Origin of the sequence: Paenibacillus sp. JSM ZJ436 (assembly GCF_044383795.1) — a bacterium.
Taxonomy (GTDB): Bacteria; Bacillota; Bacilli; order Paenibacillales; family Paenibacillaceae; genus Paenibacillus_AQ; species Paenibacillus_AQ algicola.
Genome location: NZ_JBISEO010000022.1, coordinates 26,488 through 48,428, shown reverse-complemented (window position 1 = coordinate 48,428; position 21,941 = coordinate 26,488). Strand labels below are relative to the sequence as shown.

Annotated in this window: 18 protein-coding genes and 2 pseudogenes; 13 read left to right on the top strand and 7 right to left on the bottom strand. The window is 49.1% G+C overall.

Annotated elements, in window-relative coordinates; genetic code table 11:
- Nucleotides 1–923: 923 nt before the first annotated feature.
- The gene (locus ACH6EH_RS18755; RefSeq protein ID WP_397333393.1) at nt 924–1,820 is read left to right on the top strand and encodes a serine hydrolase domain-containing protein; all 897 of its coding nucleotides are present in this window, start codon (nt 924–926) and stop codon (nt 1,818–1,820) included.
- 197 nt (nt 1,821–2,017) lie between these two features.
- Here the strand turns inward: ACH6EH_RS18755 and ACH6EH_RS18750 are convergent.
- Nucleotides 2,018–2,741: pseudogene (locus ACH6EH_RS18750) on the bottom strand (IS256 family transposase); the annotation flags it as partial.
- Between the two features lie 605 nt (nt 2,742–3,346).
- Complete coding sequence (locus ACH6EH_RS18745) at nt 3,347–3,661, bottom strand: hypothetical protein (RefSeq protein ID WP_397333389.1); 315 nt, start codon at nt 3,659–3,661, stop codon at nt 3,347–3,349.
- Nucleotides 3,662–4,210: 549 nt separating this feature from the next.
- Between ACH6EH_RS18745 and ACH6EH_RS18740 the strand changes: the two genes are divergently transcribed.
- Nucleotides 4,211–4,375 carry a hypothetical protein gene (locus ACH6EH_RS18740; RefSeq protein WP_397333388.1) on the top strand — a complete coding sequence of 55 codons (165 nt, stop codon included), beginning with the start codon at nt 4,211–4,213 and terminating at the stop codon, nt 4,373–4,375.
- A 112-nt stretch (nt 4,376–4,487) separates the two neighbouring features.
- On the opposite strand, the gene ACH6EH_RS18735 is transcribed toward ACH6EH_RS18740, so the two are convergent.
- On the bottom strand, nt 4,488–5,444 hold the full coding sequence (locus ACH6EH_RS18735) for an SDR family oxidoreductase (RefSeq protein ID WP_397333387.1): 957 nt from the start codon (nt 5,442–5,444) through the stop codon (nt 4,488–4,490).
- 142 nt (nt 5,445–5,586) lie between these two features.
- Here ACH6EH_RS18735 and ACH6EH_RS18730 point away from each other — a divergent pair, with 142 nt between their 5' ends.
- The 3 genes from ACH6EH_RS18730 (at nt 5,587) to ACH6EH_RS18720 (ending at nt 7,980) form a co-directional block, all read left to right on the top strand.
- On the top strand, nt 5,587–6,525 hold the full coding sequence (locus ACH6EH_RS18730) for an AraC family transcriptional regulator (protein WP_397333386.1): 939 nt from the start codon (nt 5,587–5,589) through the stop codon (nt 6,523–6,525).
- Between the two features lie 95 nt (nt 6,526–6,620).
- Nucleotides 6,621–6,923, top strand: a complete 303-nt coding sequence (locus tag ACH6EH_RS18725) for a hypothetical protein (protein ID WP_397333385.1) — start codon at nt 6,621–6,623, stop codon at nt 6,921–6,923.
- Between the two features lie 88 nt (nt 6,924–7,011).
- The gene (locus ACH6EH_RS18720) at nt 7,012–7,980 is read left to right on the top strand and encodes a Gfo/Idh/MocA family protein (RefSeq protein WP_397333384.1); all 969 of its coding nucleotides are present in this window, start codon (nt 7,012–7,014) and stop codon (nt 7,978–7,980) included.
- Between the two features lie 32 nt (nt 7,981–8,012).
- Here ACH6EH_RS18720 and ACH6EH_RS18715 read toward each other — a convergent pair whose 3' ends face one another.
- The 3 genes from ACH6EH_RS18715 to ACH6EH_RS18705 all read right to left on the bottom strand — a co-directional run bounded on the left by ACH6EH_RS18715 (nt 8,013) and on the right by ACH6EH_RS18705 (nt 10,473).
- Nucleotides 8,013–8,435, bottom strand: a complete 423-nt coding sequence (locus ACH6EH_RS18715) for a YhjD family protein (RefSeq protein WP_397333383.1) — start codon at nt 8,433–8,435, stop codon at nt 8,013–8,015.
- Nucleotides 8,436–8,530: 95 nt separating this feature from the next.
- Nucleotides 8,531–9,031: a FixH family protein gene (locus ACH6EH_RS18710; RefSeq protein ID WP_397333382.1), complete on the bottom strand. Its 501-nt coding sequence runs from the start codon at nt 9,029–9,031 to the stop codon at nt 8,531–8,533.
- 26 nt (nt 9,032–9,057) lie between these two features.
- Entirely contained in the window at nt 9,058–10,473 is a 1,416-nt protein-coding gene (locus ACH6EH_RS18705) for a PepSY-associated TM helix domain-containing protein (RefSeq protein WP_397333392.1), read from the bottom strand.
- Between the two features lie 216 nt (nt 10,474–10,689).
- On the opposite strand from ACH6EH_RS18705, the gene ACH6EH_RS18700 reads away from it, so the two are divergent.
- From ACH6EH_RS18700 to ACH6EH_RS18670, 7 genes are all read left to right on the top strand, one after another.
- Nucleotides 10,690–11,442 carry a DeoR/GlpR family DNA-binding transcription regulator gene (locus ACH6EH_RS18700; protein WP_397333381.1) on the top strand — a complete coding sequence of 251 codons (753 nt, stop codon included), beginning with the start codon at nt 10,690–10,692 and terminating at the stop codon, nt 11,440–11,442.
- Nucleotides 11,439–12,353 carry a 1-phosphofructokinase gene (gene pfkB, locus ACH6EH_RS18695; protein ID WP_397333380.1) on the top strand — a complete coding sequence of 305 codons (915 nt, stop codon included), beginning with the start codon at nt 11,439–11,441 and terminating at the stop codon, nt 12,351–12,353. The genes ACH6EH_RS18700 and pfkB overlap by 4 nt, the downstream gene beginning before the upstream one ends.
- Before the next feature lie 25 nt (nt 12,354–12,378).
- The gene (locus ACH6EH_RS18690; protein WP_397333379.1) at nt 12,379–14,343 is read left to right on the top strand and encodes a PTS fructose transporter subunit IIABC; all 1,965 of its coding nucleotides are present in this window, start codon (nt 12,379–12,381) and stop codon (nt 14,341–14,343) included.
- A gap of 255 nt (nt 14,344–14,598) precedes the next feature.
- Nucleotides 14,599–15,594 carry a Gfo/Idh/MocA family protein gene (locus ACH6EH_RS18685; protein ID WP_397333391.1) on the top strand — a complete coding sequence of 332 codons (996 nt, stop codon included), beginning with the start codon at nt 14,599–14,601 and terminating at the stop codon, nt 15,592–15,594.
- A 6-nt stretch (nt 15,595–15,600) separates the two neighbouring features.
- Nucleotides 15,601–16,539, top strand: coding sequence for a helix-turn-helix domain-containing protein (locus ACH6EH_RS18680; RefSeq protein WP_397333378.1), 939 nt, complete (start codon nt 15,601–15,603; stop codon nt 16,537–16,539).
- A 16-nt stretch (nt 16,540–16,555) separates the two neighbouring features.
- Nucleotides 16,556–17,644, top strand: coding sequence for a Gfo/Idh/MocA family protein (locus ACH6EH_RS18675; protein WP_208204010.1), 1,089 nt, complete (start codon nt 16,556–16,558; stop codon nt 17,642–17,644).
- 49 nt (nt 17,645–17,693) lie between these two features.
- Nucleotides 17,694–18,776 carry a Gfo/Idh/MocA family protein gene (locus tag ACH6EH_RS18670; RefSeq protein ID WP_397333377.1) on the top strand — a complete coding sequence of 361 codons (1,083 nt, stop codon included), beginning with the start codon at nt 17,694–17,696 and terminating at the stop codon, nt 18,774–18,776.
- A 109-nt stretch (nt 18,777–18,885) separates the two neighbouring features.
- Here ACH6EH_RS18670 and ACH6EH_RS18665 read toward each other — a convergent pair whose 3' ends face one another.
- Complete coding sequence (locus ACH6EH_RS18665) at nt 18,886–19,731, bottom strand: IS3 family transposase (protein WP_397333376.1); 846 nt, start codon at nt 19,729–19,731, stop codon at nt 18,886–18,888.
- A gap of 22 nt (nt 19,732–19,753) precedes the next feature.
- On the opposite strand from ACH6EH_RS18665, the pseudogene ACH6EH_RS18660 reads away from it, so the two are divergent.
- A pseudogene (locus ACH6EH_RS18660) lies at nt 19,754–20,642 on the top strand (transposase); the annotation flags it as partial.
- Nucleotides 20,643–21,941: the final 1,299 nt, after the last annotated feature.

Genomic DNA, 21,941 nt, shown 5'->3' with positions numbered 1-21,941 from the left:
CAGATCCTGCTTCAATTATCCGTCTTTTATCCTGAACGGATTGGCCAGCATCTGCCTTAAAGAGCATCTTCTTCTCTTAACAGGGGAACTCTTGATTTAGAGTTTACACAAACTTATTGACAGACCCGCTTGTTCCTGGTTTTAATCCCTTAACATATGTGCCAAATTCAATAACGATTGCATTCTGCGGATTATTAAGCATGAAGACAGCACCGTTAACATTGTAAACTTCACCTACGCGCAGAATCAAATTTTGGTTTGCATAAGGAGAAACGGAGTCGGTACTAACAGGGGAAGCACTCGCACTAATAGAGCCGAATATCATTGACACTCCCAACAATGTACCAATAGTTAAAGATTTGATTCTCACAAATTGAATCCCTACCTAAATTTGGTATATATTTACAACAACATATTATGGGGATAGCCTCCTGAGTATTGAGTATTGTTCTCTTACTGGGATTTCTTGTTTATTTCTGTAGAAATATGTTTAAATGGAAGAAAGCCCAAATGGTAGTTTCTCTTCTACTATAAAGTAGGCTCTTCGCTCTACTTCGTGGGAAGCATGCAGAATGTTAGTTTCATAACCCCTTCGGATTTCAGGAATCTGGAAACGTTCATACCACGTCAGAAATATCAGGTACTAGAAAGTGATTTTCTTCTGCTTCACGGCGACAAAGAAAAAATCCCTGTTCCAGCGGTGGAAGCGTGGGGCAGATATACATCCCGCTCTTATCGAATTGAGGTGTTCTCCGGTGGGCATTTCTTCATAAACGATTATACTGAGCAGATAACCAACACGATAAAGGATGCATTAGCTTGTATTGGTAGGTAGCGGTGGAACAAGCTTTCTAAGCTTGAAGAGTTAAAAATGCGGTGTACTGGTTCTGGACTTTAATTCTAAGCTGATTGGGATGTAAAATATTCTAGAAAGGGAGGTAGTTAGTATTAAGTTAGATCATTTATCTAAAGCAATTAAGAAGGATAAAATTTCAAGCTGTATTATATATAAAGATGACTTTACTGTCTTTGAGTATTATAGGAATCGAAAAATAAAGGACAAGCAGCATAAGGTGTATTCTATAACAAAAAGCATTATTTCTGCACTGTGTGGAATTGCAATTCAGCAGGGGTATGTTGAAAGTGAAAATGTTTCCGTCTCGAACTTTTTTTCAGATATTGAGGATTCAAAGAAAGATATTAAGATTAAGCACTTACTGATGATGGCTTCGGGGTTGAGCTGGCCAGGTAATGAAGCTATGATGTCAACAAAAAATTGGGTGAAATTCATTTTAGAACAACCCGTTGAATTAGAACCGGGAGTAGAAATGAAATATAGTTGTGGTAATTCCCATTTGGTAAGCGCTATCTTGCAGCAAACTACGAAAATGGATACTGTATCTTTTGCGACTAAATATTTGTTTTCACCTTTAGGAATTAAAGATTATCATTGGCATCGAGATGCGCAAGGGATTCCAATAGGTGGCTTTAGTATGACAATGAAGATAGAAGATATGCTGAAATTCGGGATATTGTATTTAAATCAAGGAAAGTGGAAAGGCAAACAACTTATTCCTGCAGAGTGGATTAAAGAATCAACGGATAGTAAGATCATTCTATCAGAAGACATTTCATATGGGTATCATTGGTGGATATTGAACAAAGACGACGAAAAGAGAAAAACATACTACGCAATGGGGATGAGAGGACAATATATTTTTGTTAATGAAGAAAATCGTTTAGTTACTGTTATTACAAGTAGTATGGAAGAGGATGCTTCAAGTCCAATTGAGTATTTTCGGAATTATATTTTGTGTTAATGGATCCCTTATTATTGGAGGCCAGTCATCGCAAAGGATAAGAATAGGAATGTGGAAATGGAATAACGTTACCTTTATTGTCTCAAGCCTGACATTAAGGCATCAGCAGCTGCAAGAGCATTTGTTGACTCGGGTCTGTCAATATGTTTGTGTAAACTCCAAATCAAGAGTACCCCCTGTTAAGAGAAGGTGGCTCTTTAAGGCAAGTGCTGACCAATCCGTTCAGGATAAAACACGGATCGTTGAAGCAGGTCTGGCCCCAGTTTTGGACACGACCTGTCCACTTGCGGGTAACATCGACCGTCACTAAATAGAGCATGTTGAGAAGAGATTCATCCGTAGAGAAGATGCTTTTCCCTTTCGTCACTTTACGGAGTTGGCGGTGGTAGCTCTCAATCATATTGGTCGTATAAATAAGCTTGCGAAGCTCAGGCGGGTACTTAAAGAACGTGGCAAGTTCTCCCCAATTATTGCGCCATGAACGGATAATAAATGGGTACTTGGTTCCCCAGATCTCCTCAAACCGGTCCAACTCCAGCAGAGCCATCTCCTCCGTCGTCGCCTTGTAGATCGGTTTTAAATCCGAGGTCACCTTCTTGAGATCTTTATAGGATACATAACGGGTGGAGTTGCGGATTGGGTGAATGATACATTTTTGGATTTCCGTGCTGGGATAGCAAGCTGAAATCGCTTGTGAGAAGCCTGTAAGGTTATCTACACAAGTAATGAGAATGTCCTGAACGCCGCGATTTTTCAATTCATTGAGCACACTGAGCCAGAACTTTGCAGACTCATTCTCACCAATCCACATGCCCAGGACGTCTTTGTTTCCATCGTCTGCCATTCTTTCACGAGAGGGATAATCTTGTTGGTCACGTTAGAGATGAAGGTCGGAGAGACATCGAGGCCGTATAGCTGCTGAGCATTATATCTCGCCTTCTCAAGATCAGTCCTCATCGGCCATATCTACGATTCAAGACACTGAATCACAACTACCATTTTCAAAATCAGTAGAGTCTACTGAGCCCGTAACTGGCACTCCTAAGAAACCATCTAGTTCTGTTAAGGACAACCCTTCAAGCACAGAAAATTTTTGTTACGATGAAGCAACACAAAAAACTCAACGAACAAATACATCAATTGAACCACTGAGAACATGTACTGGTACGAGTGGTACAGTGCGTATAGTATACACCGCTGGAGATCAATGGGACGATGGAACAATGCTTTGGTCGGTAAATCCTGGTCTAAGTTTCTTCTATTATTTTAACGGGAATATTGAGATCACAAATGCAAACACCGGCGCATACGTGAGCAACTGAGACATTTCCGCTTCGAACTTTGCTGGGATAACTAGTAGTGATACCTTCAATCCTAATTTGAGACCAAGTAGATATGAAGCATTAATAACAGGTTGGTGCTTTGATACGAATGGTACTATATCCCGAGTGTTGCCTGACTGTGATATCACCTTCACTGTATACTAAAGAAAAAGCATTCTGCTTTACAGCAGAATGCTTTTTCTTTTATCCATCTAAATCAAAATCAACATTCACTACTTCAAAGAACTTTTTTAATCCATTGTTGGGCCAAGTAAAGCCTATGCCTGTACGTTCTAAATGTTCTGATTTTTCAGGATCAAATATTTCAAATGCTTGGAGGTCACTGCATTCAAATACTCTTCCATTTATTATAAATTCTTCTATACTTGAAAAAGGACGTGGCAACAACCTGAAAGAATGAACATATCCTTTTTTATGAGGCGTAGGCTCAAAATAAACATATAAGTATTCTTCGTCTTTTCGATATTTAAACCCATTGTACTCCTTAACCGTCCTCAACTTTCACAACTCCTTTCGTTTCGATTCGATAGTTTCGATGTTAGCGATTAACTAGCGAGGGCTCGAATCTGATTTTTTCTACGCTGTTTCCTCAAAGTTACGACCAACAAAGCAACAAAAATTAACACAAAAAGTCCTAACTCAGAAAACGGAACTGAATCCACAATCATCACCACTTTCCCTATATTTATTATAATGCTCCCATAGATCCTCTTCCATGAAAGCTTCGTAAGCCGAGCGCCATCCGAGGTGTGACGGAAACCTCGTCCTACCTTACACGGCATGAACATCTACTTACCTAGTGTCTGCACGCTCTATTTCCCATTGTAGACGCTAAGGTAGGTATTCTATGCCCGTTTCCCGATCCAAACCATGCCAGGATTTGAATTTAACGCTTTCAAGTCAAGAGAAAATTAATTACAGGGCGGTGTGGTTTTGTAGGTAGATCACATAGCTGCCGAGCGAACCGAGGGGGGCAACCTGGTTTTGGTTGTCCACACCCTGAGACTTCACTCCAAACCAGCACCTACAGCCAAAGGAGTTGAAGTAATGAATATTAATGCGAGCAAACCAGATGTAGCAGCGACACCATTCACTGCAGCTTCAATTCGGGATGCAGTGGAATTGTTTTTCGCTTCCTGCCAAGCTACCCGAACCAATTCAGTTGCTTTGTTCAATTCTAGTTTTTATAGTAGTATGGATGTAAGACGATGATTCCTGCGCTGCAGGGATCATTTTTTATATTTACGGTACAGGCACGAGCAGGAAGATGCCTATGCACAATTAACATAAATATATTCTGCGATAGCAGAACCAACCTCGCCTGCTACAACGGCCAATGCAAAGAGGTGTTCTCCTCGGAGAGTGTCCATAATCGTTCTGCCATTTCGTGATCTAGGGCAAACGTCTCTAGCGAGCATTCACCGACCGGACCAACCATCTCAAACCTTGTCGGGCCATAATATTTGGCTTGCTCCAGTCCGTCTTCCGTTGCGCACATCACCTCAGGCCAAGCTCCTTTTTCTGCAGATTGGGCAAAAATAGATAGTACGGACCAAAGTGATTTCTGAAAGGTGCCGGCCGTATCCTGTAATAAATTTGTACGTGAGGCTCCTGGGTGACAAACATATACCTTGACATGCTTACCTGAAGCCTGAATTCGGCGCTGCAACTCGTAGGCAAACATCATTTGCGCCAGCTTGCTTTGAGCGTAGGAAGCCCAGGGAGAGTAATTTCTATCAAAATTGAGGTCTTCGAACAAAATCCTCTTTTCGCCCATCTTATAGCCATTGCTGCCTACGACAACAATTCGTCCCTCGGATTGTTCAATGCGTTCAAATAGCAAGCCGCATAACAGGAAGTGAGCAAAATGATTAACACCAAGCTGGCTTTCAAAACCATCCACAGTAAGCTCTTGTTTAGCGACTTGTGCAATAGCGGCGTTACAGATCAGAGCGTCGATGTGTGGGACCCTCTTCATGACCTCTGCAGCGGCTTTCCGCACAGAGTCTTGCACCGCCAAGTCCATCTGTATCAACGTCACATCAGCATGCTTGCCGAACTCCTGCTTTAAGGAGGTAATGATCTCCTTCGATTTTTTTGCATTCCTGTTCAGCATGACGACCTTTGCACCCTTGGAAAGAAACAATCGCGTTGCTTCGAGTCCCGTACCGCTGGAAGCGCCGGTGATGACATAGGTTTTCCCTGCCAGTGATCCTATCCGATCTGGTGTCCAGCCTTGAGCTCCAAATCGTTGTTTGTTCCCTTTTATATGATTGGCCATGAGATAAGCTCCTTTATTTGTGTCTGTTCTAAACTGATTATAAATCTCATAGAAGGACAGAACCAGGCGTATTTATCTTAAAAATATGCCTGATTGTATCAGGAGTATAATATTTAAGGGTGTAGCATGTTATACTTTTCTTATGGAAAAACAACAAATTAAGCAGCTTATTGATGAGAAAATGACGGAAAATGGCATGATGGAAACAGGGATCAAAGGGGTGCAGCTCTTCCGGGTCAGCACTCCGCTTCGCTGTGCTCCTGCGGTGTACAAGCCCACAGTGGTAGCCATCGTAAGCGGAGCTAAAGAAGCGATATTGGATGGGAAATCTCATGTGTACGACAGCAGTCAATATATGTGCTGCTCCATGTCGATGCCTGTGGAGGCAGGAACACCGACGGCTTCCCAGGACAATCCTCTGCTGGGCGTCTATATCTCTTTGAACACTAAAGTGATGACTGAACTAGCTATCCAAATGGAAAGCGTCTCGGCTGCAATTGGAACAACGAAAGGCGACCCTGTTCCGCAAGGCTTGACACTGGCGCATTGGGATGATGCATTTACTGAAGCCTTATTCCGTTTGCTGCAGTTGGGCGGCAGCTCTGCAGATACAGCCGTGCTTGGTGACAGCAGACTTCGGGAGCTATACTACACTGTGTTGAAGGGAGAGGCAGGAGAATCTGTCATGCGAGCCTTCGGAATCGGTAATGAAATTTCCCGCTCTATTGCGTATCTATCCGCCCACTTGGACCAAAGTTTCACCATTGATCATATGGCCGCACAGGTAGGGATGAGCCGGGCTGTATACCACCGTAAATTCAAGCAAGCGACTACGATGTCGCCCATCCAGTTTGTGAAGTCTATGCGTCTAAACCATGCGGCTATGAAGATGGCTGGAGGGATGAATGTCAACGATGCTGCTATGGAGGTAGGGTATGTCAGTTCCTCGCAGTTTAGCCGGGAATTCAAGCGCATGTATGGCCAGTCTCCTAAACAGTGGAGTCACTCCAAACAGCTCCCTTCGGAAATGATGAGACGGACGGCTCATTTTTTTGACCAGCTTCAGCGATCGTCCTGGTAAACTTCAATCCATCCAGCCACAAAAAACCAAACTTCCCTAGAGGAGCAGTGTTATACATATATAAGCTTTGAAAAAGGGGAATGGGAGGCAGGACGATGGAGCACAAAAGCAGCTCGAGAGTTTTAAAAGGGATTTTATTGTGTCTGATTGTGATTGCATTTAAGCCGTACCCGTCAGCTCCGAGTCATTCGAGTTATACGGTTCAGGGGCATGAGGGAAGTGAGGCCGTCGTGCAGCTGGCTGAGAACAGAATCGCTGTGGTGGATACAAGCCTGAATTCCGCCTTAAGAGGCGAAATTATGGTTTTTGAGTTTAATGTGGATTTAAAGATCTTTGAGCCTATTGGAAGATATAATTATATGGACTTTTTTTGGAATCCTGATAAATACAACTTTTAATAGTCTATGAAATGAATGGGGCTATATAATGAGGGAGAGAAATGTTTAAATGTGACGCAATCATCGACAGCAGCTAAAGGAGGCAGCTATGACTTTAAAAACAGCAATCATTGGTACCGGCTGGTTTAGTAAAACACACGGAGATATTTTGACCCGGATGGACGGGGTGGAGGTAGCGGCGTTCGTAGGCACCAGCATGGAGAAAGCGGAGAAAGCCGCCGGCCGATATGCATCCGCCGCAGCTTATGATCATGTAGAGCAGATGCTCGATGCTGTAAAGCCGGATGCCGTATATATTTGTGTGCCGCCGTTTGCCCATGGGTACATTGAGCATCAGCTCATCCGCCGTGGTATTCCGTTCCTGGTTGAGAAGCCGCTCGCTGCAGAGCTGGAAACGCCGCGCCAGATTGCGCACGAGGTAAGCCAGACAGGATTAATCACTTCTGTTGGATATCATTTCCGGTACACGGATGCAGCAGCACGGGCAGCGGAGCTGCTTCGGCACCGGAAAGCCGGCATGGCGCTGGGCTACTGGATGGGCGATATGCCGCAGGTATATTGGTGGAGAAAGCAGGATGGCTCGGGAGGACAGTTTATAGAGCAGACGACACATATTGTGGATCTGCTGCGCTGCCTCATGGGAGAGGTGGACGAAGTGTATGCTGCGTTTGCCCAGCGGGCGATACAGGAGCAGTATGAGGATGTAACGGTGCATGATGTAGGCACTGTAACCATGAAGCTGCGCAGCGGCGCGGTTGCGACAATCTCCAACACCTGTATCCTGCCGGAGACAGAGCGTGTGGGCCTGACGATCTATACGGAGCAGGGCAGCCTGGAGCTGCAGCACAATCAGCTTCGAGTGCGAGAGCTGGGAGAGTGGGTAGAGTATCCTAACACAGGCAATCCGTACGAACGTGAGAATGATGCCTTTATTCATGCCGTACGAACAGGCGATGCTTCGCGGATCTTGTCTTCGTATGAAGACGCCTTGAAAACCATGGCCATCACCGATGCGGCTCTGCGCTCGGCTCACACCGGCAATTCGATAAAGCTATAACCTGCAGCGCAGCTTCCTTCGGGAAGGCTGCGCTATGTTGGTTTATTGAGCCTTTCAGCAGCAGGTGTGCTGTGTACAGGTTCGCGGGAGTCCTCCTCCAAATTGATGCGGAGCACTCCTGCCAGGCGCCGTTCGAGATCGGCCTTGACGAAGTCCCACTGCAGCTCCATCTGATGACGGTATCCCCGGCAAAGATAAGAAACGTGAAGGGAGTGCTCCCGCCGTCGAGTGTGAATAATTGCAATGCTGCGGGAGCGGCTCTCGTGCTTGAGCAGGCTCAAGCGTGTCATGATCGAGCTCTGAATCTCCTTCACGCGCTGCACGTACAGCCTGGTCAGGCCAGAGCCTTCCATGCCGGCAAGATCCCGTTCCAGAACGTCCAGCAAGACAGGCAAGACAGCAGATTCCTTGACCAGCAGCAGCTCTTCCTGCGTCTGCAGCGGTGACTGCTTCATCTCCTTATCCCCTCCTGTCCGTTCTGCACGATTTGTACATATTATATACCGAACATAGGTTCTCTATGCAAGTGGGAATTCTGCCTAATCACAGCCTAATGATGATGGCCGCCAGCAGAGTTTTCTATTACGGGTGCGGCAGTATCCTGCTCCAGCTGAATCAGCCGGGTGACTGCGGCTTCCCCGATCGCAAAGCGCTGCGTCAGGGTAGACTCCAGCGAACCGGAGGATATTCGGGAGCGTACCTGATACAAGCCATCACGGTCCGGATTAAAGGAAACGGTATATCGTCCGGCATCGGCGGAAACTGCTGGAATGGAGAGGATCGAGTCCGGCTCGTCCTCTAGCCAGAACTCAAAGGTGACCAGAGCACCTGGCAGGGGGGCGCCCCCGGCTTCAACCTTTACTTCAAAAGAATGGTCCTGGCCCTGAACCAGCTCCGCCGGCAGCTGCAGATCTGCATTGAGATGTGGAAGCAGGCCGCCTGCACCCGCAGAGGGGCTGACGGTGCATCCGCTTAGCAGCAGGATAAGCAGCAAGGGAAGCGCAGCGGTCTTGAACCACAGCGAGGGATGAGGCGATAATGACAATTTCATAGAAATCTCCTTTTTACGTTATTCGTTTAAGCTGAGAACCAGTGCTTTAATGAAGGAATGCGCCGAATGATGAGCAGATCCAGAAGCAGGACGATGATCAGAGAAAGTCCGACGAGCGGCATCAGGAGGCCCAGAAGCATCATGATCAGCAGCAGGACCCGGGTTGTTCGGCGGTCCTCCGGCCTGCCCGGTGCCCCAAGCCTGCCCTGCGGCTTGCGTTTACGCCACATGACGTAAGAGCTGACAGCAATCAGTACAATTCCGATGCAGGTTATAAGGCCGAGCAGCTGGTTCACCCAGCCGAACAACCGGCCCTCATGCAAGGCGATGCCGAGCGTAATGGCCTTGCCCAGAATTCCGTAATCCGCAAACCGAACATCCGTCAGCACCGCACCACTGTATTGATCTATATGCAGGGTGGCATTATGCACGGGCCTGGTGTGGGCAGAGGATATGGTATAGACACCAGTCTCGCCTTGAGGGAGAGAAATCGTATACGGCAGCTCGATACGCTGCTTGTCGGCGATGTCTCGCACCTCCTGTAACGCCAGCGGAAGGTAGCGGCCCGCCGCTGATGCAGGAACGGGCAAGTTCTCTGTGGCCCAGGGAACATGCTCGGCAATCTCTTTTGTAACTGTGACCGATTCCGGCTTCCCCATAAAGCTGAAGGCATAGGGCGGATAGCTGGTATGAGTCGCATTCGCAAGCTTGCTGATTTGACCGCCCAGCACGCCGGACCAGGGAAGGCCGGTTGCTATCAGGATCAGCATACATATCGAGAGCCAAAAGGCGGGCACAGCGTGAAGATCACGCCAGAACCTGCGGCTTCCCGGCTTGCTCAGTCTCGGAAGAAGGGTGCCCCACACGGCTGATTTGCTTCGCGGCCACCATAAATACAAGCCGGTAATGACCAGGATTACGGCCCAGCAGGCGGCGAGCTCGACCAGCCGGTTTGCCCAGGTGCCGCCGATGAGAAGCTGGCTGTGCAGCTTTTTGAAGTAGCTGGTGAAGGTCTTGTCATTGTCCAGAATGCCGGTAATCTCGGCTGTGTATGGATTGGCATACATCGTGGACATCGTACCGCTGCGGATTGCGCTCATCTTGACAGCGGCTTTGCTGTCATCAGAAAAGGTGAACGAGGTTATGGCGGTGCCGGGATACTCCCGCTTCACGTAGTCCAGCAACTCATCCGCAGAAAGCCTTGGGGTCGCAGGCTGCTGAACCTGAAGCAGGTCCCTGTATAGATAGCCTTCAATCTGGGGCTTGAACAAGTATACAGCTCCGCTAAATGCGAGAATGACGAGAAACGGAGCGATAAGAATGCCGGCGTAAAAATGCCATCTCCAGACCGCCTGGTACAAATAAGGCGTCCGCTTGGCAGCGGAAGAGGCAACGCTTTTAGAAGCAGGTGAAGAGGAGGAGGGCGGGGTGTTATATTCCATTCGTTTCATGGGGTTAGCTCCTTTATAAGTTCGTACACATCGTAGTTACAATGATCCATGATAAGGGAGCTCTTGAAAGGAAGCTATAGCTCTTTAGAGTTAATCGTGCAGGATTTTATGTCCGCGTTATGAGCAGATGCTTTTGGATGATAATGAATATTTGTGATTGTTTTTGAATGAATTTGTGGTAGAATAACAGTGTGGAGGCGATGAAAAATGCTGACCGAGGAACGATATCGAATAATAATACAGCGCTTACAAGAGAGCGAAGTCGTAAAGCTCCAAGAGCTTGTCACTTTGCTAGAGGCCTCGGAATCCACGATTCGCCGCGATTTGGTGGATCTGGAGGAGCGCGGGCTGCTGAAGCGGATTCATGGTGGAGCTTCTCTTCCAGGACATAAGCTTCCGGAGCAGGGTCTGGAGGAGAAATCATCCAGAAACATTCATGAGAAGAGTAAGATTGCTTCCCTTGCGGCGATGCAAGTGAAGGATGGGGAATATATTTACATTGATGCCGGAACGACGACGCTGGCGATGATTCCGTTGATCTCCGCGCGCGGGGTCACGGTGGTGACCAACGGTCTGTCCCATATCGAGGCTTTGGCTGACCAGCAGATCGACAGTTATTTACTCGGGGGAAAAATGAAAACAAGGACCCGGGCAGTCATTGGCAGCATTGCGCTTCAAAACATGGAGCATTTTCGCTTTGACCGCTGCTTTCTGGGCACGAACGGGGCCGATGTTCAAATGGGATACACGACGCCCGATCCGGAGGAGGCGCTGATTAAACGCCGGGCACATCAGCTGTCGAGTGCAAGCTATGTGCTGGCCGATGCCAGCAAGTTTGGAGAGGTGTCTTTTGCCAAGGTGCTGGAGGTGCAGGATGCGGCACTGATTACGGACCGGATGCCGGAGGCCTGGCGCGAATCCTTCGCCAACAAAACTAAAATAATCGAGGGATCACAATGATATATACAATCACGCTAAACCCTTCTATTGACTATGTGGTAGAGCTGGAGGAGCTTGCACTTGGCGGGTTGAACCGAATGAAGCGGGATATGAAATATCCCGGCGGCAAGGGGATTAACGTGTCCCGAATTTTGAATGAGCTTGAAGCGGACAATGTCGCAATGGGCTTTGTAGGCGGATTCACCGGACAATTTATAGAGGAACGGCTGAAGGAGCATCGTATGGAGTCCAATTTCGTTCATATTCGTAAGGATACCCGGATCAACATCAAGCTGAAGCACGGAGAAGAAACAGAGATTAACGGTCAGGGGCCGGTCATTGAGCCTGCTGAAGCAGAAGAGCTGTTGACAAGGCTGGCAGCCAGCCTCCGGCAGGGAGACATTGTAGTTCTGTCCGGCAGCGTTCCTCCTTCGCTGGGCGAGGGGTATTACAACCGATGCATCCAGATTTGCAAGGAGCAGGGCGCAGAATTCGTCATCGATACGACGGGAGCGGCACTGCTTGAAGCGCTGCCCTCCAGGCCGCTGGTCATCAAGCCAAACCATCACGAGCTCGCAGAACTGTTTCAGGCCGAGATTCGTACCCGAGATGAGCTGATTAGCTATGGAAGACGGCTGCTTGGCATGGGCGCACAGCATGTGTTGATATCTATGGCTGGAGAAGGAGCTCTGCTGCTTCGTGAAGAGCAGGTGTACCATGCCAGCGTCCCTCCCGGACAGGTGAAAAATTCCGTCGGTGCCGGAGATTCCATGATCGGCGGCTTTGTGGGCACGTATGCGCGAACAGGAAATGCGGTGGAAGCGTTCAAGATGGGTACGGCCTGCGGCAGTGCTACGGCATTTGCAGATGACCTGGCTGATCAGGAGCACATTCAGCAACTATATGCCAAAGTACAGCTTCAAGAGCTGTAATCATAATCCTTAAGGAGTGACGACAATGAGAATTACAGATTTGATGATCAAGGAAACGATGATCATGGATTTGCAGGCCGTGACCAAGGACGCTGCTATAGATGAAATGATTAATAGTCTTGCCGCTAGCGGCCGCATCCATGATCCCGTGCTGTTTAAGGAAATGATCTGGAAGCGCGAGGGTGAATCGAGCACGGGCATTGGCGGAGGTATCGGGATGCCGCACGCCAAAACCTCGGCCGTCAAGGAGCCGACCGTCGTGTTTGCCAAGAGCCGCAAGGGTGTGGATTTTGAATCGCTGGATGGCGAGCCGGCGTATCTGTTTTTTATGATTGCGGCACCTGAAGGCGCTGGCAGCATGCATATGAAGACGCTTGCAGCGCTGTCCCGCCTGCTGATTGATGCCGATTTCATCCAGAAGCTGATGGATACGGAAACCCCGGAGAAGGTCACCGCCTTGTTTGATGTGAGACAAGACGAGGAAGAAGAGCAGAAACGCAGAAAAGAAGCTGCCAAGCCGGTGAAGGCGGCGCAGCAGCATGACCCTTCACCGGCTGCAGCGCTCAGCAGTGGGGAGAAGCCGTTCATTGTAGCGGTTACCGCCTGTCCGACCGGCATAGCTCATACCTTTATGGCAGAGGATGCACTGAAGAAGACCGCTCAAAGAATGGGCGTTGATATTCGAGTAGAAACGAACGGCTCGGAAGGGGCCAATCAGGTTCTGACGGAGGAGGAAATCCACCGGGCGGCCGGGGTTATTGTCGCTGCTGACAAGAATGTAGACATGGCCCGCTTCAATGGCAAGCCTGTGCTTCAGCGCCCTGTCAGTGACGGCATCCGGAAATCCGAGGAGCTGATCACCAAGGCTGTCGCTGGTGATGCACCGATTTATCGCAGCGAAGGCGTAGCTGCAGGGGCTTCCCGTTCTGGCTCGGATGCGCAGCAGGAAAACGTGAAGGGCGGCGGCAGAGGCATCGGCAGTAAGATCTATAAGGATCTGATGAACGGCATCTCTCATATGCTTCCTTTCGTGGTTGGCGGTGGCATTCTGCTCGCCATTTCCTTCCTGTTCGAGCAGCTGGCTGGCACAGAGCATCCCACTGTCCAGCTCCTGCAAACCATCGGCGGCGGCGGAGGAGCCTTTCACTTCCTCATTCCTGTGCTCGCCGGATTTATCGCGCTCAGTATTGGTGATCGTCCTGCTCTGATGCCGGGTATGGTCGGCGGTTTCCTGGCCCTGAATGCCAACTCCGGATTTCTCGGCGGTTTGGCGGCAGGCTTTCTGGCCGGATATGTCGTTCTCTTCCTGCGCCGGGGCCTGAAGGGGCTGCCGAAAGCGCTGGAGGGCTTGAAGCCGATCTTGCTGTATCCGGTGCTGGGACTGCTGATTACGGGCACGATCATGTACTATCTATTTGGACCGTTCTTCAGCTGGATCAACACGGGGCTGATTGATTTTCTGAACAATTTGGGCACCGGTAACGCGATTATCCTGGGTCTGGTGCTGGGCGGCATGATGGCGATTGACATGGGTGGGCCATTTAACAAAGCGGCATATACCTTTGCGATCGGGGTCTTTACCTCGAGCGGCAATACAGACGGCGCCTGGATGGCGGCGGTGATGGCGGGCGGCATGGTCCCTCCTCTGGCGATCGCGCTGTCAACCACTTTTTCCAAAAAGAAATATACCGAGCAGGAGCGCAAGTCCGGGGTGACCAACTACGTGATGGGCTTATCCTTCATTACCGAAGGTGCTATCCCATTTGCGGCGGCAGATCCGCTGCGGGTGCTCACCTCCTGCATACTCGGCTCGGCGGTTGCCGGCGGCCTGACCCAGCTGTGGAGCATTAATGTTCCGGCACCACATGGCGGCATTTTCGTCGCTGCGCTCGCGAACCATGCGCTGCTGTTCCTGCTGGCGGTTGTCATCGGCTCGGTAATCTCTGCATTGGTGCTGAGTCTGTGGAAAAAGCCGATTGAGGCAAAGTAATCCTATAACTATAGAGAGGCTGTTCCGGCACGAGGTGCTGGGGCGGCCTTCTTGCTATTAAGGACTGAGGCTCAGAAAAATGAGGAGTGAAAGGCTTTCACTGTTTTTTTGCTCCGTTTCATGTATAACATTCATTCATGTCGTAATATTGTATAGTCGATGTCGCATAGTTCTACTTAAAAAACGGTGAATGATGTGATACCTTTAGGTAGTGGTTGTCAGGAAATTATAGTGATGGAGGTTACGTCATTGACGATGAAAATCGGAAAAATCAGCTATTGGCACGTGCATGCCTGGGATTACACCAAGCAGGCGCAGGAGCACCCGGATACTGAAATTGCAGCGGTATGGGATGAAGAGCCGAGTCGCGGCCGCCAAGCTGCAGAGCAGCTGGGCGTTCCCTTTTACGAGCATTTGGAAGAGCTGCTGGCTTTGGAAGACATTGAAGGCGTGATTGTGGATGCGCCTACGAATATGCACCGTGAGGTGATGCTGGCGGCAGCCCGGGCGGGCAAGCATATTTTTACAGAGAAGGTCATCGCGCCGACGCTCGCCGAGGTTCATGAAATTGTCTCTGAATGTGAACGTCAGGGTGTGAAGCTGACTGTGTCGCTTCCGCGCCTGAATGATGGGTATACACTGGCGATGCAGGATATTTTGAACCAGGGACTGCTGGGCAAGATCACGTATGTCAGAACGCGTCTGTCCCATAATGGAGCCACGGCAGGATGGCTGCCGGAGCATTTCTACTCCGCAGAGCAGTGCGGCGGCGGTGCTTTGATCGATCTGGGCTGTCACCCGATGTATTTGACCCGGCTGTTTCTCGGCCAGGATATTACGGGAGTGAATGCGTCCTTTGGTTATGTCACCGGCCGGGAGGTCGAGGATAATGCTGTCGTCACCCTTCAGACTGCTTCGGGAGCGGTTGGAGTCGTAGAGGCCGGCTTTGTAAACAGCCATTCTCCGTTCGCGATTGAAGTGCATGGAACAGAGGGCACCCTGATGTACGGTACGCCGGAAGCCCGGCTGCTGCTGCGGAGCCAGCTGAACAGCGAGTACAGGGAGTGGAAGGAAGTCGCTATTCCGGACAATAGGGAAAGTGCATTCCACCAATGGGTTGGACATGTGCAGAACGACACAGAAGCGACGGATAATGTAGGAACAGCGGTAGAGCTGACAGCGCTGATGGAAGCCTCCAACCGATCGGTCCGCGAACGGCGCACGGTTGCGCCTGGCGAGCTGAAGTCTTAGGGCTTCGTGGAGACGCAGAAGCCGGCAGGAGGCTTTCCCTTTGGCGTCATGTTTGAGAAGCAGGATATGCTGGAGAGGCTGGATATCCGTATTCAGTGGGGACAATATGAAATCCATGTGCTGCGGTTTCATTTGACAGCCTTTCCTCCGGGCAGAATCATTGATTTTCATAACCATGCCGAATTCGAATTCCACTACGTCCCGCGGGGCAAAGGAAAGGTCATTCTGGAGGATCGGATGTATCTGTTGTCCGAAGGCATGATGTACCTGACAGGTCCCGGCGTAATGCACTACCAGGAGTCGGACGAACGGGAAGGCATGAATGAGCTCTGCCTGCATGTGGCGATTACGGCCCGGCCCTCGCCGAATGAAGATCCCTGGGAAGCGGCAGAAGCGGAGGAGTGTATCCAGAAGCTGAAGGAGCTGCCCTTGAAGCCAGCTTATGATACCGATTTTGCCATGCCCTGCTTCCTGGAGGCCTACCGGGTGTGCGATAGCAAGCCGACCGGCTATTACACATCCATCAAGCAGCAGGTAATCAGCATTCTGCTCCGTACTGTGCGGGCTTATGATACCGAGGGCATTCGGGTGGAGGCTCCCGTGAGGGACATGCTGTCCCATCGTTATGAATATGCAGTTCATTACATGAAAGCTAATTATGCCGCCAGCCTGACGCTGGACAATGTCGCCGAAAAGCTGAACATCAGTCCACGGCAGCTGCAGCGTGTGTTCAGGCAGATAGATCCAAGCCGCTCATTCAGCAAGGTGCTGGAGGAGATTCGGCTGGAGGAAGTATGCCAGCGGCTGCAAGAAGGCCAGATGCCGATCGAACAAATTGCGGTCCTGGCCGGGTTCACAAACGCAACGTATTTGCATGCGGTGTTTCGGAAGCGCTTCGGGATGACTCCCGGCGCTTACCGGCGTCAGCAAGCCCAATCCCTATAAAGCGAGGTAGATTAAGATGAGTAAAGTATATCGTATTGGTATTATTGGATGCGGCGGAATCGCCAACGGCAAGCACCTGCCGAGTCTTAGCAAGCTGGATCAAGTCGAGCTGGTTGCTTTTTGCGACATCGTGGAGAGCCGGGCCGAGGAGGCTGCTGCGAAGTATGGTACGGCTTCAGCCAAGGTTTACAGCGACTATCAGGAGCTGCTGAAGGATGCCAGCCTGGACATTATTCATGTCTTGACGCCGAATGATTCCCATGCGGAAATTTCAATTGCTTCTCTGGAGGCCGGCAAGCATGTGATGTGTGAGAAGCCGATGGCCAAAACCGCAGCGGATGCACGCAGCATGGTCGAAGCAGCCAAGCGTACCGGCAAGAAGCTGACCGTGGGCTACAACAACCGTTACAGACCGGACAGCCTGTACCTGAAGAAGATGTGTGAAGAGGGCGAGCTGGGTCATATTTATTATGCCAAAGCTCATGCGGTCCGCCGCCGCGCCGTACCAACCTGGGGTGTGTTCCTCGATGAGGAGAAGCAAGGTGGAGGCCCGCTGATTGACATCGGCACCCATGCACTGGACCTGACGCTGTGGATGATGGATAACTACAAGCCGAAGGTGGTTCTGGGAACGAAGTATCATGAACTGGGCAAAAAAGAAAATGCCGCCAATGCCTGGGGCCCATGGGACCCGGAGAAGTTTAACGTTGAGGACTCCGCATTTGGTATGATTGTGATGGAGAACGGCGCGACAGTTACGCTGGAAGCGAGCTGGGCGCTGAATACTCTCGAGGTGGATGAAGCGAAATGCAGCCTGAGCGGTACGGAAGCGGGTGCAGACATGAAGGGCGGCCTGCGTATTAATGGCGAGAAGTATAGCCGTCTCTACACGAATGAAGTGGACCTGAAGGCAGGCGGAGTTGCATTCTACGCCGGAACTGCCGAAGGTGACGCCGATGTGGAAATGAGAAAGTGGATCGAGGCGGTAGATCAGGATCTCGAGCCGGTCGTTACACCAGAGCAGGCCTGCGTAGTATCCGAAATTCTGGAGGCCATTTACGAATCATCCCGTACGGGCAAAGCGGTATATATGAACCAAGACTAACTTGGTTGCGCGCTGCGCGCCATAGATAAATTAAAGGAGCTGTATGAATATGACTGCGAGCAAGCACGCTGTCGTTATTGTGGGATACGGAGGCATGGGGAGCTATCATGCGAGGCTGATTCAGGGACACCCGAAGCTGGAAGTGACGGGCACCTTCGATTTGCTGGAAGGACGCCGCGAGGCTTCGCGGGAGGATGGCTACCCAGCCTACGATTCCTATGAAGCGGTGCTGCAGGATGCGGCGGTGGAGGTCATACTGATCGCAACCCCGAATGATGTGCACAAGGAGCTGGCGGTGCAAGCCTTAGAGGCCGGCAAGCATGTCATCTGTGAGAAGCCGGTGACGCTGTCGGTTGAAGATTTTCATATTATGGTATCTGCTGCCAAAGAGGCAGGCCGGACCCTCATGGTGCATCAGAATCGCCGCTGGGACGAGGATTTTCGGGTGGTAAGGCAGATGTACCGCGAGAACACCATTGGAGAGCTGTTCCGCATTGAATCCCGTGTTCACGGTGCGAACGGCATCCCGGGTGACTGGAGGCATTTGGAGGAGTTTGGCGGTGGAATGCTACTGGACTGGGGCGTTCATTTGCTAGACCAGCTTCTATATATGATCGACAGCCGGATTCTCCGTCTGAGCAGCCGTTTGAGCTTTATTCTTGGCAATGGTGTCGACGATGGTTTTGAAGCGATGCTGGAGTTCGAGAATGGGATTTCCGCTGTTGTCGAAGTGGGAACGACCAATTTTATTACACTCCCTCGCTGGTATGTCAAGGGCACCGAGGGCACTGGCGTGATCGAGGACTGGTCTCTGCAGGGCCGGACAGTTACGCGTAATTTGGACATGGCCCATGTGGAGCCGAAGCCGATTCAGGCAGGGGTGGGTCTGACCAAGACGATGGCGCCGCCATCGGAAGAGGCGACCATTACCGGTACACTGCCGGAGGCGTTTCATATGCCGTGCAGCTTCTTCGATAACTTTGCAGAGGTGATTGAAGGCAAGGCCGAGCCGATTGTCAAGAACGAAGAGGTGCTTCGGGTGCTTCATTTGATTGACGCGATATTCCAGGCGGCACGCACAGGAGAAACGCTCAAGGACTTCGATCTGTATCCGGCAGCCCCAACGGTCTAAGGCGACGGCAGCATAGATTGAGCTAAGAAATCCAAAAGATCAAAGACTCAGGTCTGCGTAATCTGGACCCCATGCCAAGGACACTTAAAGAAAGAGTGGTATTGAAGATTTACGAGGCGGACAATAGATGATTCCTGTATTGAACAGGGGTCATCTTTTTTAATCCCCATTGATATCTGTGGTTGTTGTAATAGCGGATGTAACGATTCATTTCTTGCTTTAGCTCTTGAAGGGAACGGCAACTACGATGATCGACATGGTCCTTCATGTGGCCGAAGAACGATTCTTGGGGAACATTGTCCCAACAGTTCCCGCGTCTGGACATTGACTGGCCTAACCCATTCTTTTTTAGCAACTCCTGATAGATGGGACTGGTATACTGGCTGCCTTGATCCGAGTGGATGAAAGCATTCTTTTGAAGCTTTAGACGTTTCTGTTTCTTGAGAACGTCAACAGTATCCGTGGCGATGTCTAATGTCAGCCGATTGGATATGTTGTGAGAGAGGATCTCACCCGTTGAGGCATCCAGTATGGTCGACAAATAGGCCATCTCGGAGCGGCCGTATGGAAGGTACGTGATATCCGTAAGCAGGGCCAGACCTGGTATGCCCTTCTTGAAGTCCCTCTGTAGGGGATTCGGTAAGGTTCGGTGTTCCAGCGTAGCTTTGGTCATGCGTTTATAAGGGTTGGGTTTTCTGTGCGTACATACGATGTTAAATTTCTTCATCAGTCTACGGATTTTCTTTAGGTTATAGATGACACCAAACTCGTGCTCAAGAATCATCTTAATGGAGCGTGAGCCCTTTTTGTAACCCCTTCGTTCGAAAGCCTTCTTAATCAGCTCCCCAGCCTCAGCATCCGAACGAATCCGCTCTAAGCGTGAATCTGCAGCTTGTAAGTAGCTGTAATACCCCGAACGAGATACGTTAAGCAATGAGCAGAGGTATCCCGTCATACCTATTTAGCCCCCAAATGGTTTTGCAGATCTGACGAAGAAAAACCTGGCTAAACAGCTGTTCGACGACTTGGTAAATCGTTGTAGGCAAGAAGGCGTCATTGATGGCAGTCACGTCGCGATCGACAGCGCTGCGATTCAAGCTTACGAGAAAAAGAACCCTGAAAGTAAGAGCGAGCAAACGGGCCATGCCAACTGGGGAGCGAAGTTCGACTCATTTGGCAACAAGGTCACTTGGTTCGGTTACAAGCTCCATTTGGCTGTGGATACGCAAAGTGAACTTCCGCTTGCTCTTGAAGTCACGCCTGCCGATGTCAATGACGGGGAGATGGCTCCAGATTAATCAATACCGTAACGGCCGAAAACGACGTGAAATTCTTTATGCTTGATGCGGGCTACGACCAAAAGAAGGTGTACGAAGCTGCACGGAACGTGAAGGCGCAAGCGATTGTGCCTCTTAATCCACGGGGAGAAAAAGAACCCCCTGCTGGCATATCGACAAACGGAACTCCATGCTGCTCCATGGGGTTTGCAATGACATATTGGGGTGCTAGTGGCGATGTTTTAAAATTTCGCTGCCCACATGCCACCGGTAAAGTCGATTGTCCGCTCGGGATGACTGCTTGCTCCTCTTCCAATTACGGTATGGTCGTAAAGATCGATGTAAAAGACGACCTGAGACGGTACAGCAGTCCACACCGAGATACCAAGCGTTGGAAGGAACTTTACAACGAACGGACCATCGTGGAACAATGTAACTCCAGAATGAAAACCCACCTTACCGCAGACAGATTGCATGTTCGGGGGATTCAAAAGTGACGACTTACCAGTGTCTCAATGCGATTGTGCTGCTAGTCTCTGCGCTTACTGTAGCAGGTAAGAAGAACAAAACAGCAGCTTTAAAAATGTGAACAGCAAACTCTGCAGGTCTGTCCATTTTTAGAATGAAGCCACCGGATCCGCTTTGATCCGAGTGAAGCCTGCTGTCTTTGCGTTGAAAATAAAATTATGCAAAATGCTCATACTAGCTTTGTGCTGTACACTTTTTCTTGATATCACAAAAAACAAACGGCACAGGAATTTTTCCTATGCCGTCTCAGATCTCTATTTTTGTTCTACTTAGCTTAATGACATTGCTTTAGCCTTAATAGGTCAATATTTTATTATTGATGGAGGTGTGGAGTCGAATTCTTATTCGAAAAACAACACGAGCTTCTATGGATGTAATCACTGAATTGGTTCAAGGTGATATCGTTAGCATTGATGCTAGTCCTGCAGCAGGTGAGATTATTATATAGGAGTTTAAACTGGTAAATACTTTAATCGTCTTTTCATAGGTCTCGGCCATCTGTTCTTAGTTGGGCAAGATGATTATAGTTTTTACAAGAGAAAGTTGTCACAATACCATATAGCAAATCCAATCCTCTATCTTAACGGAAGAGGTACATCTGATTAGCTATTTTTGATGCCTTTAAACATCAATCCATATGTGATCATGTAATGAATGAGACCAGCCAATGAAGTTAGAGAAATTAGCATGAATCTCATATTAACACTCCAGATATCATCAAAAATGACATATAACGAGTAATATGACATAGAATACAATACTGCACTTGTGCATAACTTTAAACCTGTTTTTTTTATGAACCACTGATTAATTATAAACGAAAAAATTGAAAAAAACAAAATAAAGAAACTCGGTAAAAACACCAATATCATCATAATATCAGAAAATAAAGGAAATTCATTGTCCACATATCTTGGCCAGAAAATTGCAATACTAAAAATTGAGATCAAGAAAGTAATAATAATCCAAACTTTCAATACACTTTTCAATCTCACACCTCCTTATATAACCATTATACATAATCAATAAAGAAACTGTACTTGCCAATAACAACTTCAATAATTTGTAAGTTTAAAGATCCGACAGGATCCCTATGCAGCTCTGAGCTCCGTTTTAATTTGAGCTAAGGTAGCCCCGGCTTGAGTTTGGTAGTAAATATACTCTATTATGCTCTGCCTTTTTTGTGAGCGATAGCGTTGTATGCCATGGATTAAACTCGTCTGCCCAGCATAGATGCAGCACATCGAAGCGAACATGAGTAACGTCAGATAACGATCCATCGCTTCGGTGGAACGAACTTGGTAGCGATCCATCGACAGTTGAACTTTGCGGTTCGGAAATAGGTTTCAATGGTCCAGCG